The following is a 17,273-nucleotide window of genomic DNA, read 5'->3' as shown; positions in this document are numbered from 1 at the left end:
GGCATACCCGGCTCTAGCTCGAGCACCATGATCCGATGTTTGATGTCCGCATATGCGGTCTCCATTATCGAACGAGGACGACCAGCCATAGAAATATGCTCCTTGAGAATCGGTACCTGCCAATTCTATCTGGCAAGACGAAGACTGGTGGCCGCCCAAAGCTATGAGTCCTTCATCTACTTAGGAATGGGCAAGGCTCTGAAAGTCGAGCGTGCATGCGATGGCGGAGCGAAATTTGGACTCATCGGTGCGGCGTGCCGATAAGTGAATACTGATGAAAACGCAATATAGGTGCACATGTCTTCCAGCTGGTTCTCGTGCATGACCGTAAGTGAGCAGATGTAGCCGTGCGAAATGAAGGCAATGTGCCCTCGCAGCTGAGATGCAAAAGAGTGGAAGGAAGCCCAAGGCCGATAGCCACTCAGAATCTCTACTCCTGATCGTCTTCGTAGATTCGCCGGAATTTTTCGTCAACTTCATCCACGAAGCGGGCGCTGCCGGTGGGGCCTAGGGCGTCTGCCATGCCCGAGATCCTGCCAGTCAATCGAAGATATTCTTCTGGACTCAACGTTCACCTCCTTATTCGTAGTTCACAACAGTATGGAACATCGACGAGCGCGATTGCTACGAATGCACGATCGGGTGGCAATCAAACACGATCTTGCGAAGTACCTGTATCGAAAGCGCCAAATTTTCACTCGGTTAGAATAGAGGCAGGCACAGGGAGGTCTGTGGCCACATGCTTGCGAAGGCGTCAGCATGAATTCACTCAGCTCGTGTCGCGGCAATCACCGTTTGGCACCTTTCGAAAGTAGTCACCTTCATGAAGACCGCTCAGTATCCCTGCCCTAAATGCAAGAGCCCACTCATTGATGAAGCACCAGTTTCCGGTTTCGGATCTCGGGAAACGATCACCTCGAAGTTGCACTGCGAGGCACGGTGCGGTGTGGCTGAGAAACAACTGCTAGCTGTTCGTAGGATTATGGCCGGCAAGATTTGATCGGTTACGACGAAAGGCCCCACCACTTAGTGTGAGCTGAGCAGCGGGGGGTCGTGTCGTGTCCGGGGGCTAGACCCTCAGGTAACGTGAAGTGCATGGTCTCGAAGATGAGGACAGAATGAGCGTGTGCGCCGTCGTGTGGTGCGACCGTGCTCCAGTGGCTCGGGGTCTCTGCAAGCGGTGCTACGCGCGTTACATGCGTGGGATGAGTCCAGAAACGACTCGACGGTACACAACGCGTGAGACCAAAGAACGCGTGTGTGACGATGTGACTGAGCGTCGAGTGGCTGGTGAAAGCATCGCCGACATTGCCCAGTCGACCGGTGCGAACGAGTCAACTTTGGGGAAGTGGTTCCGGGAATGGGGAGTCAAGCCTGCGGTAGGGAAGTTCGGGCGGTCTTTAGCAACGAATCAGTGGCGGCCTTGGACTCGCGAAGACGCTGTGGTTGCGTACACGCGCTTAGATTTATCTATCGCGGAACGTGCCCAGATCCTTGGTCGGTCGTACACGGCTGTCGCAGGGTTTATCGGCGACTACCGGCAGCGACAGGGCGACCCTTACGGGATCAAGTAGAGGGGACTGGATGCCCAATGTCCGTATCGGCATGGTTCGTCTGAATCGGTGGCATTATCGTGATCTGTGCTTCTCTCAATACCTGCGATTCTCAATACTGTCCGGCTCCCGACGCCCCCTTTAGTTCATCCATGTTCGTTGCTCGATGAGAGGGAACGGCATCCATGACCATGCCTTGTCCTGGCATCGCAAGTATCGATGCCAGAAGTTGGACCAGGCCAAGAGTGCGTCCACGCCGGAATCACCCTCATGCGTTTTGAAGTCGTCGGTGAATAACCTCGCTGAGAGAGGCACATCGACGGGATCGTGACTGGGTAATGACGCGGGCGCTGGCTTGGTAATTCGCGAACAAAGCGTTCACACCTCTGACCGGCATGGGTCCGTTGAACTTTCGATATTCCCTCGCCCTTGTCTTGGCCAAGGTGTAGCAAATTCAACAACGGAGAGTGCAAGTTGTGCGAGGCCTAGGACATGGATGCGGGATACTTCGATTGATCTAAGTACGCAACGTGCCCGAGTACATGGAGCATGTGTCTAAAACTTCGGCTGTTTCTCGCCGCCGCCATTACGTCGAGTCGGTCCGCAATCTTCTTGCCATCGGCTATCTTGTCGTACTGTTTGCCCTGCGTCGCAGCCTTTAGTATATCGAGAGCCTGCACTCGGTCGGCCTTGTTGGGCTCAACCTGTCGAACTATCGCATCGGAAACCGCGAAGCGAGCTGGCTGACTGCGAAGTGCATCGAGGTCGGAAACTAGCCAATTCTCAAAAGTGCGGTCCTTGTAGACAACTTCGATACAAAAGGTCCCAGGGCTACTCTTTTCAAGCGCCGACTTCAGATTTTTAGCTAACGTGCCTGGATTGAGCTGCTGAAGCTCCCGATCGATGACTAAGACGAAGAGATCGATCTTCCTCGCGCTAGCTTGTCTCATGGCAGGTTCGCAGGCCTTAGCGATACCTTTGATCGGTCCGTCCGGTTGACAAGCGATGTGTAGGATCCTCGGAGCTAATGCACCATCGGAAGTTTCCAATGACTTGAACATAGTCTTAAACGCTGAGAACTCACCCCTGCCCTCAGTAACAATCGTTGTCTTCATGCAAATCACCCAAGGCCCCGCGGGAGCGACTGTTCTACAGCGCCGCTGTCAAGTAATTCGAAGATGGTGATCTCTCCGTCAAGTACCTGGTCCGCGATCTCGGAATCCATCGTTGCGAGTTGAGCAATTTGACTCCGCCCCTCTTCCAGCCACATCAGATTGACCGAACCGGGCGGTACAGCTGTCAGGAGAACTGGGGAATGACTGGTTAGCAGTATTTGTCGGGGCGATTCCTGGCAAATTTGGAGCAGCTGCCTCAGTATCCAAGGATGCAAGGCGTTCTCTAACTCCTCAATGACCAAGATCGATGCCCTAGGATCGAATATGGCCACTAAGAGCGCGAACGCCTGAATCGTGCCATCTGAAACTTCGGACGAATTCCACGGGCGACCGACTCCTCGCTCACGGAACTGAACAGAGATCCTTCTGTCTTCTGTGTAGGCGATTGAGACACCTTCGAGTGTTGGCATGATAGTACGCATGGCGGATTCGACGTTGGTCCACGCTTCATTGTGATTCCGGCGGAGGAAGTCGGCCGCTCCTGGAAGATTCTCCCCGTGAAGTTCCAACTGTGCCCTAGGGGATGCGACCCCTGGTAGGCGGGACGTGTGCGGCGACAACTGGAAAACTCGGATAGAAGCTAGGAAACGCGAAACCTGCCCGAAAATATCGATGAAGAAGGCCTTACCTACAATTAGGTCGCTAGGGTCCGGTTTCACCTCGGCAAGGAGCCCATCTCGCTCGTATAGGAAAAGTATGTCGTCCAGCAAATCGGCATTTGATTGTGAGTCGTCTACGCGTTTGACAGTTATACGGCCATCACCACCTCGGACGATCGTCGCAAGAATGCGACCATCCATGTTCAACACCGCTAGTGATTCTTGCGTTACCTCGAAATCCGCCGTAAGTGTTTGCGATACTGCACGAAACGCGAAATCGTGACGAACGATAAGTGGCGGAGCCGAAGAGCGAGTTTTGTCGTCATCGCGGGCTCTGTTCCTCCGCCCTGAATAGCGCAGTCCCTCGGCGACTTCCTCAGAGGCTAGCTCTACTTCAACCGTGAGTCGTATTGGCCGTTTGGCACGGCGAGTGCGCCGATGAGCAAGATTTTCGTATCCTCCTCCATGACTAACTGCCAGCTCGAGCCCGTGTGAATAGGCATTGCTGATGAACACCAGTCCGTCAACTAGGTTGCTCTTCCCGGAGCCGTTAGCACCCGTAATAACCGTGAGGTCATCCAGATCTGTAGTGAAGTCATACAGTGATTTGAAAGCTTCAAAGTGAACGGATCTGATTCTCACCTGGTGACCTCTTTCACTGTATAAAACGACGACCAGGCTCCTTTGCTGATCTAGGATCGTTTCGACTTGTTGTCCAACATTACCTGACCTCTGCGGACTTCCGACGTGCAACTGTTGTCCGCTGGAGTCGATCCCTTGCACGAGGGCGGCGCGTGAAATTGAAGCTAGGTGAATAGGGATTCCCGGATCGACGCGCCGGTTCATGATGACTGGGGGCATAAAACATGCCAGGACTCTCAGGCCAGTGATCCCTTCTATCTTGACGGATGTTGGAGCAACTTACAGGCAACGGGGGCAACTACCGTAACCGAAGCATGTCAGCGGAGGTGCTTCACCAATAAAGGAGACATGCCCTAGCTAGCCTGCCGAACGAATGCGGTTGAATGATTGCGGTCTTATTGCGCAAAGAAACATTGCTGACCTGGCAATATTCAATCCAGAGACAGACCGCGAAAACTCGACTTGTGACGACTCTTGGCAACTTGCTAGCGGAGTCTCGACAGTGCTCATCGGGGGCAATTTTGCAGTAGTAGACGGTAAGGTCACGGAGAATCGGCATGGTGACGTACTGAGGAAACGCTGACTTCGAATGGGTACATATCGATGACGAGCTATAGGTCGACGTGGGTGAGGTAGAAGTGTTCTGAGAGCACGGTTTTCTCACGCCATGCGAATCGCATTGTCTCGGTTCTCATTATGAGTGTGAACTGTCTACATGAACCAAAGCATAGACAGCGCAGTCATTGGACAGCTCGCCGACACTGATGGAAACTACCGGCGGGGAGCTGTGATCATCCACGCAGAACAAATCGTCGACGTGATATTCGGAGACGACCCACTCGCGGGCGTCGATGCGAGTCACGTTATTGATGGTGGGGAAGCCTTCCTGCTTCCAGGCTTCGTCGACGCCCACGTCCACTGCTACTCCGAAGAAGGAGAAGGCATCGACGCCGCCACACAAGCTGCGGCAGCCGGCGGTGTCACCACCATTGTCGAGATGCCCTTCGACGCTAGCGGTCCAGTCAAAGACGCCGAGATTCTCAAACGGAAACAGGGCATCGTCTACGACGAGGCCAACGTTGACGTCGCTCTCCTCGGAACTCTGTGGCCAGGAGGAGGCTGGCGCGAAGCTGACAGCATGGTCGACTCCGGTGCGATCGGATTCAAAGTTTCGACATTCCACACTGATTCAAATCGTTTCCCTCGAACCAGCGATGCCGAGCTGCTCAACACCATGGCCGCGATTGCCGCGAACGACACAACACTGTGCGTTCATGCCGAGAACAATGAGATCGTGCAGGAACTCTCCGCCCTAGCTCAGAGGGAGAACCCACTCGACCCGATGACGCACGTCATCACCCGCCCGCCGGTCTCAGAGTCGCTCGGTGTACTCACCGCGATGGAGATCGCGGCCGACAAGGGTGCCGCCCTGCATCTGTGCCACATGTCGATTCCCCGTGCGATCAAGCTCGCTCAGTGGTGGCGAAATGACGGAGCCGACATTACCCTCGAATCCTGTCCTCAGTACCTGACATTTACTGAAGATGACATGAAGAAGCAGGGAGCACGGCTCAAAGTGAACCCCCCGTTACGTTCCCGAGATCACGTCGACGGACTCTGGGAGGGGATCCGAAATGGGCTAGTTCCTGTTATCTCGTCGGACCACGCTCCGTGGCAGATGGATAAGAAGTCCAATCCCGAGGTATTGAAGAACTCTTCGGGGGTTCCCGGAGTACAGACTCTGGGAATTGTGCCACTCGGACAGGCGCTCAAGAATGATCCGAATCCGTCAGGAGAGTTCCACAACGTCGTTCGAGCAATATCCGAGGGACCAGCGAACCGATTCGGTCTAGGTGATCGCAAGGGTCGAATCGCTATTGGCTACGACGCCGATCTCGTCCTCTACAACCCCGACAGTGACTATGAAATCACTGACGAAGAGCAGAAGTCGAACGCTGGATGGACGCCGTTCGCCGGAATGCGTCCTGGCGGTCGCGTTGAGAAGACTATTCTTCGTGGCAAGGAGATCTATTCGGCTCAAACGGGTCAAGTCAGCTCGGGTTCTGGTGAGCTGCAGACCAGAAGGTGACCTAGTTGTGGACGGCGAGTTCGAACGAATTCTCAACACCGGTGACGAGGGTTCCGCAGTGATAGCGAGAACTTTGGGTCTTCTTTACCTCTCCTCGAAGATGTCGGGCTCGAGCATCAAGGAACTCGCCGACGCCGCAGACTTCCCTTTGGCGACGACGTACCGAATAATCCGTCAGCTGCAGAATGCAGGGTTTGTCATTGAAACTGACGGAGCGATCCACGCGGGAGGGCGGCTGACTGATACTGATGCTGGTGGCAACGAGCACTTGGTGATCTTTGCCGCACCACTGTTGAGGACGCTTGCTTCTTCGAGCGGGCTGACGTCGCTGCTAACGGTGCGAGTGAATACTTTGGCTCTGACACTGGACGGCGTGCATGCCGGGCGTTTCGGTTCGCCGGTCTTCCGTGTTGGAGAGACACGACCACTGTACGCAGCTGCGTCAGCGACCCCCTTACTTGCGTACTCGTCACCCGACGTCGTCGACCGTGTTCAGAAGAGCACCCAAAAGAAGTACACGGCCAACACACCCGACGCTCAGACACTGAACGAGAAGATCCGAACGATCAAAGCTCGTGGGTACGACCACACATTGGCGGAAGTCCAAGCTGGCTGGGCCGGCGTGGGCGTCCCGGTCTTCTACGGTCGGGAAGCCATCGCGTGCCTGTCCCTAGTCGCGCCATCATCACAGATGCCAAGAGACATCAGCATCCTCGTCCAGGTCCTCAAACAGAGCAGCCATGATCTGACCGCCAAGTTGGCGACAGCGAACACACGTTTCATTTGGAACCCAAATAATCCACAGGACACTGACAATGAAGAAACATGACCTCAACTTCCACATAGCTTCATTTGAAGCGAATCTGAATGATCTTTCCGTATTCACCGATGACGCGCACGACGGTTGGACACGTGAAGTCCTCACCGAGCCGTATAAGGCCTCTCGAGATTTCATCCGCCGCAAGATGGAAGACGCTGGACTCACAACTCGATTCGACGCTTCCGGCAATATCGTCGGCCATCTTCCGGGGATGGCATCCACCCGCGGACAGACCCTCAAGCCGATCATGACCGGATCCCACACTGATACGGTCCGCAACGGAGGACGGTTCGACGGTGTGGTTGGAGTTCTCGGAGCTATCGAAACGGTCAGCGCCCTGCGCGAGGCTGGGGTCACGCTCGAGCACGATCTATACGTCATCGACTTCCTCGGCGAGGAACCCAATCGATTCGGCGTCGCCTGCGTGGGATCGCGATCGATGTCAGGCCGTCTGACTCGGGACCACTTATTGCTCGCGGACGAATCCTCCGAAAAGCTCGGGGACGCCATTACGCAGTATGGGCTGGACGCTGACGGCGCACTATGCAATGCCTGGAAACCCAATTCGCTTCACGCCTACATCGAACTCCATATTGAGCAGGGACCATCGATGGAACGCGAGAACAAGCAGATTGGCGTTGTGACTGCCATCGCCGGCATCGATAGATTGCTGGCAAAGTTCATCGGTGAACCTGACCATGCGGGGGCGACGCCGATGAATTCTCGCCACGACGCGCTTGTCGCCGCTGCGGAATCCGTGCTCGCGGTCGAACGCACTGGCTGCGGTGCCCCGATCCACGGTGTGGCGACGACAGGAAACATCGAGTCGTGGCCAGGTTCGTTCAACGTGGTGCCCAACGAAACGCATATTCAGGCTGAAATCCGGTCAACCGACGCGCAATGGCTTCACGGGGCCAAACGAGAAATCGCTCAACGCATCGGAGAAATCGCGGAGCAGAGAGGCGTCTCCCAGTTCATTGAGTGGTTGACAAGCCAAGACCCCGTACCTGCGAGTACAGCTCTGCAGGACAATATCGCGACCACCGCAGAAGAGCTCGGTTACACCTGGATGTCCGTGCCCTCGGGAGCCGGTCACGATGCTGCGCACATGGCTCATCTTGGGCCGATGGGCATGATCTTCGTGCCCTCCGTCGATGGCCACAGCCACCGGCCCGACGAATACACCTCGACGGATGACATCGCCGTCGGCATCCATACATTGGCAGAGACGCTCATTCGTCTCGATAAGCTCGAGCAGGTGGGCGCGTAATGAAGAAGATCACTGTCACTGGCGACAGCATTGTCATGCGAAAAGGATTGCGAACCAATCAGCGTGGGTCCAACGAACTCTATGAGCTGGTGCAAAATTCCGACGTCGCATTCACCAATCTCGAATGCTTGCCTGGAAATTTCGTCGGATACCCGACCAAGGAATCCGGCGGGGCACACTTTGGGTGCCGAGACGAGATGCTCGACGAGCTGACGGACTTCGGATTCAATCTCTTCTCCGCGGCAAACAATCACTCGCTCAACTACGGGGTCACTGGCCTGCTTGAGGTCATCAGACAGATGAGAGTCAGAAACTTGGCCTTCTCAGGTGTGGGGGAGCATCTCGAAGGTGCTCGGCAGCCCGCGTACCTCGACACGAAGAACGGAAGCGTCGGTCTGCTGTCCTATTCTGCGACGTATGCTTCAGGACACGAAGCAAGCGCGCAACGCCCTGATCTCCAGGGCCGCCCAGGGCTGAACCCCATAGCTTTCGAAACTCGCTACGAACTCGATGAAGACGCCTATTCCGCACTGCGCACGATTGCAGAAGATCTTGGACTCGAGGACCGTCGTCGACGCGAGATCAAACTGGGTTTCGAATTTCCTCCAGCAGACCCAGCGGACCTGCCATTCCTCAACGGAACGTTCACTCCATCGACCCGAAACCGAATCACCACCAAATGCACCGCAGAGACGCTCGAGAACCTGGAGCGCTGGGTCGGCGAAACCAAGCGTCGGAGCGATGTTGTCATCGTCTCGATTCACTCACATGAGCAGGGTGACGACCTCACCGATCCCGCGGAGTTCATCGTCGAATTCGCTCACAAAGCAATTGAGTTCGGAGCGGACGTCGTACTCGGGCACGGTCCACACTTCTTGCGACCGCTCGAGATCTACCGAGGCAAGCCGATCTTCTACAGTCTCGGCAACTTCGTCGGCCAGAATGAACTCGTCGAACAGCTGCCATCCGATAGTTACTCGACATTTCGAATTCCTGGTTCGAAGACGACCAGTCAGATCTTCGACGCGAGGACAGAACTGGATACCAAAGGATTTCCGTCGGAGGAATGGTATTGGAAGACCATCGTCCCGGTTTTGAACTTTGATGACGATCACTTGGCATCGCTCGAGATATATCCAGTGACCTTGGACCTCGGACAGAAGCCGCAAGGACGAGGTCGGCCAAGAATTGCCCAAGGAGACGAGGCTGCATCGATATTGCACGACTTCCTTGAGCTGAGCGAGTACTGGGGGAGTGGAATCACCGGCGACATCTCCGAAGGAAGGCTAACGATCCGGCTCGCCGACGTCGAGTCTTCTCACACGGATCCTGATTTTCTCGCAGTGCGATAACGCACTAGGACCATCACGACTCGTGAGTTTTCATGATTGAGAAGTTCCGCACATCGGTGTGCAGAACGATAGGAGAATTATGTTCAGCAAGCAGGCAGCCGACGAAGTGAATCGCAAAAATGAAAGCGACGAAGAGGAACCACTTAGAAAAGTCATCGCGGGTTCGATGGCAGGTAACGTCCTCGAATGGTTCGACTTCTCAAGCTACGCATTTTTCGCGGCTTACATCGGCGCAAATTTCTTCCGTACCGGTGATACGGTAAGCGGGCTCATCAGCACATTCATCGTCTTCGGCGTCGGTTATGTCGCTCGACCACTCGGTGCACTTTATCTCGGCGCGTACGGGGACCTCAAAGGCCGTAAAGCAACATTGATGCTCACAGTGACATTGATGGCGGCAGGCACATTCATCATTTGCTTTGCACCTCCAATCGGGGTTCTGGGAGTCGGTGCAACTATCCTCCTTTTCGTTGGCCGTCTTCTGCAGGGGTTCTCTGCCGGCGGCGAAATCGGAGGTGCTACGTCCTATCTCGTGGAAAAGGCTCCAGCAGACCAGAAGATCAAGGTCGTCGGATGGTTGCAGGGAACCATGGGTGTCTCCAACGCGCTGTCGGCCGTCATCGGTCTCGCAATCACGTCCCTCTTCTCCGATGAACAGATCACTCAGTGGGCATGGCGCATCCCCTTCTTCATTGGTCTGCTCATCATCCCCGTCGCGCTGTACATCCGGTCCAAACTCTCCGAGACCAAAGAGTTCGCGGACATGCAGAAGAATGCCTCCGAAGAGGTTCGAAAACCCATTCGAACGCTGTTCGTCAAATACTGGAAGAACATGGTCATTGCCGGCCTTATGGCGATCGTCTGGCATGTCAGCGTCTACGCGCTCGTAATCTTCGGACCGACCTACTACTCGATGGAAGTGACAGGACTCGGCTTCACTGCCAATAATGCTTTCCTCGCCTCACTCCTCGGAAACATCGCGATGATCTTCGCCTGTGTCGGGTCGGCCGTCATCGCGCAGAAGATCGGTTTCAGAAGAGCACTGACTGCGGCGATCGTCGTCGTCGGCGTCGTGCCGATAGTCGGACTCGTCATCCTGCACAGTGCACCGACATTACCAATGCTTCTTATCGTTCACGTGGTCATCTGTGTCGCGGTGTCAGGATATGCGGGGATCATTCCATCCGGTATCGCACAGATCTTTCCAACGCACGTCCGATCAACTGGGACATCATTGTCGTACAACATAGTCGGCATCTTCTTCGCAGGAATGACGCCAGCATTCATGGCTTGGGCCACTGAGTACACGCCGTTCTCCACAGGTATCTATGTCGCTGCGACTGCCGTGATAGCACTCATCTCGTTGCCCATGTTTCTCAAGTTCATTAGTCGGCGGTCGTGAGAATCTACACTCACGCATTGCGCCCATGTAACGTAGTCGACTGTATTTTCTAACCTAGTGATAGTTGGCTGGCGTCCTCAGCGGGACCTCGGCTTGCAGTCGGACTATGGCTTTCGGCTGACCGGAAGTTGGGTCTAGCGGTCGCCAATCCAAGATCGCAAATGATTAGCAAGCGTGCGTAACCAAGTGACTTCGCCTAGTCGGATCGCGGATCTGATCAGAAGACATTTGCTAGTGAACAAGCCAGATTAGATGTCACCAAACCCTGCGTCAGCCCCACGTCTGCGGCGATCGGATGGAATGTTGGTCAACGTCAAGTAGCCGATGTCGACCGCGCTCTTGATCAGATGCGACGGGCCACTCTGATCGATACCGATCTCACCCGCGACTGGAGTTACGGTCGGGGGCTCCTCGCGACCAATCAGTGTGGCTGCGGCCTCCGTCGCTAAAACCAGCCACCCTTGCTCGGCGACGGAGACGTCGCCCGTCATGGAACGCTGCTGTTTGGATGGAAGTCTGGAAAAGTTGCCAGCATGACTCAGCCTTACCCGTAAGAGGTCCGCGATGAGGTCAAAGGAGACCCCGTTCGTTCGTAGGTCTTGCCAAAAGAGTTCGGAGGGTAGCGAACGAGGAACCGTCGGCTTCTGACATTGGAATTAGTGGACGGCGGAAGGCACTTCGTCGGCCGCTTCCGCTGGGGGAATACCCGTCAAATAGTGATTGGTGAGCAAGTACCGTAACCGCAGTATGTCGACGGAGGTGCTTCACCAACTGCAGGGTAGTGCCTATTGGTGTTTCACAAAGTACCTCTGACCAGGGGGTTTGTGCCATCGATGGAATCAGAATCGACGCCGGACCGGTGAAATGACGCTAAAAGGCGCTATCGAAGCACGTCACAGTACGTGCTGCGTCAGCTCGCGACTGCTTGATCTCAGGCTGTTGCCTCTTCGACGGCAACGCTGATTGACGAAGGCCGGTGGGTTCAACCCGCCGGCCTTCGTCGTGGACGGAACTCCCAAGCTTCGGCTTCTGCGTGGCAGGTTCTGGCTTCAGCCCTCCCTTGTCCTACTTTCAGTCGCGTTTCTCACCGTCGGTGCTGCTGCCTGCACATCCGGCCAATTCCTCCAGTTAGCTGCGCATCAGGTACCGGCAGTTTCAAAAACACCCTCTGCAGAGGGTGTCTATGGCGTCGACGGTGCGGGGTGCCGAGGGCGAAGACGATCCGAGGGTGCACACCTAAGCGGCTATGTGGTTGGACGTGAGAACACGCGGGATCAGACAGCGGTGAGGAACGCCCGAGAGAGTGTAACCAGACACAATCAGTGCCTGCCTCACCCCCGAGTGGACCAACTCTGCATCGTGAGGCGTTAAGATGATTCGAGCGGAAATTGCAGTATCAGACCAACTATTTTGCATTCAGGAGCGAGGCAGAATGACATTCCTCGAGTCGATGAACTCGCCATCACAGCTGCGTGAACTCGACGATGCCGAATGCGAAGTTCTGGCGAAGGAGATCAGGGACTACCTGGTCACGGCCGTCGCCGGCACAGGTGGACACCTCGGCCCCAACCTCGGCGTGGTCGAACTCACTGTCGGTCTCCACCGTGTGTTCGAGTCTCCTCACGATACGATCCTCTTCGACGTCGGTCACCAGACCTACGTTCACAAACTCCTCACCGGACGCATGGGGGACTTCTCGAGTCTGCGCCAGCGTGATGGGCTCTCTGGATACCCCAGCCGGGCCGAGAGCGAACATGACGTCATTGAGAACTCCCACGCTTCTGCATCACTGTCCTGGGCCGACGGCATCGCCAAGGCGCATCAGCTCAAGGGCGAAAGCGATCGCCACGTCGTAGCCGTCATCGGAGACGGAGCACTCACCGGCGGTATGGCCTGGGAAGCGCTGAACACCATTGCAGCCGACAAGTCGACACCACCTCGCAAGCTCATCATCGTCGTCAACGACAACGGCCGCTCCTATGCGCCGACGGTCGGCGGGTTCGCTGAGCACCTTGACGAACTGCGCACGACCTCGGGATACGAGAAGCTGTTGTCCTGGGGCAAATCGACCCTGCGGCAGTCGGGCGTACCCGGACGCGCCGCCTACAGTGCCATCCACGGGGTCAAACGAGGCCTCAAGGACATGGTCAGCGCGGAGCAGGCCGGAATGTTCGATGAGCTCGGCATCAAGTACCTCGGACCGGTCGACGGACACGACCTGCCGATGGTCGAAAAGGCCCTCCAGCGGGCCAAACAATACGACGGCGGACCCGTCATCGTGCACATGATCACACAGAAGGGCCAGGGTTATGACCCGGCTCTCAACGACGACGCTGATCAGTTCCACTCCGTCGGCGTGATCGATCCGCTCACCGGCAGGTCGACGCCGTCGAAGCAGACCTCATGGACGTCCGTCTTCGGCCAAGAGGTGCTCCAGATCGCACAGACGCGCGATGACATCGTCGCCGTCACTGCAGCGATGCTCCTGCCGGTCGGCCTCGCAAAGTTCGCCGAGGCATACCCGGAGCGGGTCTTCGACGTCGGCATCGCCGAACAGCACGCAGTGGCTTCGGCCGCGGGACTCTCCTATGGTGGGCTGCACCCCATCGTGTGCATCTATGCGACGTTCCTCAACCGTGCCTTCGACCAGCTGCTCATGGACGTGGCCCTGCACGGCCAGGGGGTCACCTTTGTCCTCGACCGTGCCGGAATCACCGGACCGGACGGTGCCAGTCACCACGGAATCTGGGACATGGCGATGCTGCGGATCGTGCCCGGCCTCAAACTGGCAGCCCCTCGTGATGCCGCGCGTCTGACGGAGGAACTGGCCGAAGCCGTCGCCATCGAGGACGCACCGACCGTGATCCGATTCCCTCGTGGAAGCGTAGGCACGGATATTCCAGCTCTGCGTCGTCTCGATGATGGCGTCGACGTTCTGCGGGAGGTCCCAGCAAGCTCCTCCAAAGACGTGCTCATCGTCTCCGTCGGTCCGTTCGCCGGGCGCGCTCAGGAAGTGGCTGAAGAACTGGCCGACCAGGGAATCGCCTCAACGATCGTCGACCCGCGTTGGGTTCTGCCTGTGCCAGGCGGAGTCATCGACATGGCCGTTGAGCACAGCCTCGTCGCTGTCATCGAGGACGGTGTCAAGGTCGGCGGAATCGGTTCGCAGATCCGCAGCGACCTGCGGGCGGCTGACTCGCGGGTCGGTGTCCTCGAACTCGGTGCCCCTGATGAGTTCCTGCCGCAGGGCACTCGCGACGAGATCCTCGAATATGCAGGACTAGACGTGGCTACCATCGTCTCCGAGATCCTTCATATTCTGCCGTCAGAGGTCAGGAACCGGGCCCAGCAGGGATCACGCAGAGCCGTCTGACCGGCAAGAACCTCAGGCTGCAGGCAAAGTCTCGATGGCGTCTCTGAGCACCGGAGCACTCAATTCGACCTGCCATGGCCTAGCCCCGCGTTCGACGAGGAACTCCTCGACGTCGACTCGTGGCTGAGCGCCGAGAGACTTGACGATGGCGGGCTGCAATAGCACGTCGTGAGGAATGTCGTGCTCTTCGGCCAACTCTGCCATGGCAGCCTTGAGAGCAGAGACCCGATCCTTGATATCTGTGTGGCTGAACGGCGACCGTGTATGCGCCGCGTTGACTTCCCTTCGCCCCGGCAGCTCGTCAGCCGTCAGTCGGGTCGCTTTGCGGTAGGCCCGGTAGAGTCGGCCGGAGTCGGCGCGGGAGAGTTTGGGCCAGCTTGCCATGATGTCGTCGCTTGAGTGCACTCGGGACTGAGCGAGGGCGACCAGGTCCCGATCACGCAGAATACGCGATGGAGCGGTATCGGTCTCGGCAGCCATCTCATCGCGAGCAGTCCACAGCTCCCGCACCTTGGCGATGTCCTTGCGTGACTTGAGTTTGGTCAATCCGTGCGTCCTGCGCCAGGGCTCAGCGAAGTGTTTGGGCTCGAAATCAAGGAGATGTTCGAACTCCTGCGAAGCGAACTCCCACTTATCGGCATCGATGAGCGCCTCGCGGAGGATGTCGCGGATGGGCAGCAGAACCTCGACGTCGAGGGCGGCATAGTTGAGCCACTCCTTCGGAAGCGGTCGCTTCGACCAGTCGGCGGCAGAATGCTCCTTGGCCAAGCGAACGCCGAGAGTCCTCTCAGCCACGGCGGCCAGACCGAACTTGTCCCATCCGAGCATGCGGGCAGCGAGCTCGGTGTCGAAGAGCGCCTCCGGTCGCATGCCGCGCTCCTGCAGGCAGGGCAGATCCTGAGTCACTGAGTGTATGACCCATTCATCTGCTCCGAAAGCTGAGTTGAGAGGGCTGAGGTCCGCAAGCACTTCCGAATCGAGCAGGAAGGTTCCTGCGTTCGCGCGTCGCAGCTGAACCAGGAATGCGCGCTGGCCATATCTGATGCCCGATGCGCGCTCGGCATCGATGGCGATGGGGCCGGACCCGTGTGCGAGCTCGTCACAAGCCGTAGAGAATTCTGCATCGGAGTCGACGAGCGGCGGAACGCCATGAGCGGGTGTGGCCAAGAGCGGTAGTTCGGTTGTCATCGACGTCGCCCGGGCAGGGCTGAAACTCCTTCAGGAAGCGGTGGCAGTCCGGCAACTGTGCACAGCAGATCAATCCAGGCTTCGAAGTGATCGCCGATCAGTTCCGGTTCCGCGATCACGGGGGTCCATGAAGCGCGCAGCTCCAAGTCTATCGTGGACGAGCGGTCGGCAAGAGTGCCGAAGCTCTCGGAGAGGACGCGGGTCGTCGTGCCTCCAGCGGCGACGACCTCGCAGTCATTTGCTTCTAGTGCCTCTTCGAGCCAAGTCCAGGCCACAGTGCCGAGCATCGTCTCATTGCCGAGCTCGTGTTCGAGCTCGGCGCGGATGTAGGACACGACACGGAACTGGCCCTCCCATTCCTCAGGGGAACTGGGATCATAGAGGACGACGATGCGGCCCGTGGCCAATTCGTCGATCGCTTCACCACTGGCGCGGAGAAAGGTCTCATCGGCACTGACCTCGGCACCCAGCGCGTAGGAATACGGCGCCAAACGAGCCGGCGCCGGTATCTCGGAGATCGAGACGTTATTCGTGTTCCGAGCTTCGCGCAGAACCGAGGTCACGGCGGAGAACTCCGACGGAATGCGATTGAGAGGTGAGGTGTTGACCACACTTGCCACGATAGATCAGGCCACGGTGGAGGTGAATCGTCCACGCCGTGATGGGACCAAGAGTTTTCACCGGCGCCTGCGATCAAGACGCAGCGTCTTGAAACCGGAATCCGATGGGCATCGATCCGCCCGAGATGGGAGAATGGGGACATGACTTCAACCTTGTTGCCCGCCCTGCGGGGAGAGCAGATTGCGCACACTCCGGTCTGGTTCATGAGGCAGGCCGGCCGATCACTTCCCGAATATCGCGAGCTGCGTGCAGGAACTGCGATGCTCGATGCCTGCCGCACCCCGGACCTCGTCTCAGAGATCACCCTGCAGCCGGTGCGCAGGCATGGTGTAGACGCCGCCATCTTCTTCTCCGACATCGTGGTCCCACTGCAGGCGGCCGGCGTCGACGTGGAGATCGTCCCCGGCACAGGGCCCGTGATTGCGAATCCGATCCGCAGTCGCGCCGATGTCGAAGCAATGGCAGAGCTCGAACCCGACCAGATCCCAGACATCGTGGAATCCATCGGCCGGATCGTCGAAGAGCTGGCAGGGCGGACTCCACTCATCGGCTTCGCCGGTGCCCCCTTCACACTTGCCAGCTACCTCATCGAGGGCGGACCGAGCAAGAACCATGAGAAGACCAAATCCCTCATGGCCGCGGAGCCCGAGACCTTCTCCCTTCTGTTGAGCAAGCTCGCTCGGATCTCCTCGACATTCCTCGACGTGCAGCTGGGCGCCGGAGCCTCCGCGTTCCAACTCTTCGACTCCTGGGCCGGATACCTGTCCCGACGTGACTACGAAGACCACGTCCTCGAACACTCCACCGCGGTCTTCGAATCGCTGCGCCATCACGAGGCGCCGAGCATCCACTTCGGTGTTCAGACAGGTGAACTCCTGACCTCCATGTCCCGAGCAGGCTCCACTGCAGTCGGCGTCGACTTCCGCGTCGACCTCACCGATGCCTCGACACGCGTGCAGCCGGGCCAGCCATTGCAGGGCAACCTTGATCCGGCCCTGCTGTTTGCCCCGTGGGAGGCTCTGGCTCCGCGCATCGAGGAGATCGTGAGGCAGGGGCTCGAACATGAGGCAGGATTCGTCTTCAACCTCGGCCACGGAGTCCTCCCCGACACCGATCCCGAAGTGCCCGGACGGATCGTGGCCGAGGTCCACCGCGTCTCCGCAGAGATCCTGTCCGCTCGAGGCTGAGG

11 protein-coding genes are annotated in these 17,273 nt (G+C 57.5%); 7 read left to right on the top strand and 4 right to left on the bottom strand.

The genetic code is table 11. The features are described from left to right. Window positions 1–2,038: 2,038 nt before the first annotated feature. Window positions 2,039–2,668 (bottom strand): DUF4276 family protein, encoded by a 630-nt coding sequence (locus FO013_RS07305; RefSeq protein ID WP_143921882.1) that lies wholly within the window; start codon window positions 2,666–2,668, stop codon window positions 2,039–2,041. 5 nt (window positions 2,669–2,673) lie between these two features. Then, window positions 2,674–3,969 carry an AAA family ATPase gene (locus tag FO013_RS07300; RefSeq protein WP_222103588.1) on the bottom strand — a complete coding sequence of 432 codons (1,296 nt, stop codon included), beginning with the start codon at window positions 3,967–3,969 and terminating at the stop codon, window positions 2,674–2,676. A gap of 715 nt (window positions 3,970–4,684) precedes the next feature. On the opposite strand from FO013_RS07300, the gene FO013_RS07295 reads away from it, so the two are divergent. From FO013_RS07295 to dxs, 6 genes are all read left to right on the top strand, one after another. Continuing rightward, window positions 4,685–6,058 carry a dihydroorotase gene (locus FO013_RS07295; RefSeq protein ID WP_143921880.1) on the top strand — a complete coding sequence of 458 codons (1,374 nt, stop codon included), beginning with the start codon at window positions 4,685–4,687 and terminating at the stop codon, window positions 6,056–6,058. A gap of 7 nt (window positions 6,059–6,065) precedes the next feature. Next, window positions 6,066–6,887, top strand: a complete 822-nt coding sequence (locus FO013_RS07290; RefSeq protein ID WP_143921879.1) for an IclR family transcriptional regulator — start codon at window positions 6,066–6,068, stop codon at window positions 6,885–6,887. Further along, complete coding sequence (locus FO013_RS07285; protein ID WP_143921878.1) at window positions 6,874–8,148, top strand: M20 family metallo-hydrolase; 1,275 nt, start codon at window positions 6,874–6,876, stop codon at window positions 8,146–8,148. The genes FO013_RS07290 and FO013_RS07285 overlap by 14 nt, the downstream gene beginning before the upstream one ends. Continuing rightward, a complete protein-coding gene (locus FO013_RS07280) occupies window positions 8,148–9,500 on the top strand; it encodes a CapA family protein (RefSeq protein WP_143921877.1) in 1,353 nt (450 codons plus the stop codon). Before FO013_RS07285 ends, FO013_RS07280 begins: the two co-directional genes overlap by 1 nt. A 79-nt stretch (window positions 9,501–9,579) precedes the next feature. Continuing rightward, window positions 9,580–10,902: an MFS transporter gene (locus FO013_RS07275; protein ID WP_143921876.1), complete on the top strand. Its 1,323-nt coding sequence runs from the start codon at window positions 9,580–9,582 to the stop codon at window positions 10,900–10,902. 1,432 nt (window positions 10,903–12,334) lie between these two features. Further along, window positions 12,335–14,275: a 1-deoxy-D-xylulose-5-phosphate synthase gene (gene dxs, locus FO013_RS07270; RefSeq protein WP_143921875.1), complete on the top strand. Its 1,941-nt coding sequence runs from the start codon at window positions 12,335–12,337 to the stop codon at window positions 14,273–14,275. Between the two features lie 12 nt (window positions 14,276–14,287). On the opposite strand, the gene FO013_RS07265 is transcribed toward dxs, so the two are convergent. Both FO013_RS07265 and FO013_RS07260 read right to left on the bottom strand, forming a co-directional pair. After that, window positions 14,288–15,463: an HRDC domain-containing protein gene (locus FO013_RS07265; protein ID WP_186293012.1), complete on the bottom strand. Its 1,176-nt coding sequence runs from the start codon at window positions 15,461–15,463 to the stop codon at window positions 14,288–14,290. Further along, window positions 15,460–16,074 carry a DUF3000 domain-containing protein gene (locus tag FO013_RS07260; RefSeq protein ID WP_143921874.1) on the bottom strand — a complete coding sequence of 205 codons (615 nt, stop codon included), beginning with the start codon at window positions 16,072–16,074 and terminating at the stop codon, window positions 15,460–15,462. Before FO013_RS07260 ends, FO013_RS07265 begins: the two co-directional genes overlap by 4 nt. 150 nt (window positions 16,075–16,224) lie before the next feature. On the opposite strand from FO013_RS07260, the gene hemE reads away from it, so the two are divergent. After that, window positions 16,225–17,271: a uroporphyrinogen decarboxylase gene (gene hemE / locus FO013_RS07255; protein WP_143921873.1), complete on the top strand. Its 1,047-nt coding sequence runs from the start codon at window positions 16,225–16,227 to the stop codon at window positions 17,269–17,271. The last annotated feature ends 2 nt before the right edge of the window (window positions 17,272–17,273 follow it).

The organism is Brevibacterium aurantiacum (assembly GCF_007558825.1).
GTDB lineage: Bacteria > Actinomycetota > Actinomycetes > Actinomycetales > Brevibacteriaceae > Brevibacterium > Brevibacterium aurantiacum_A.
Note: the sequence above shows the minus strand (reverse complement) of the source record. Positions and strands in the feature narration are given on the sequence as shown.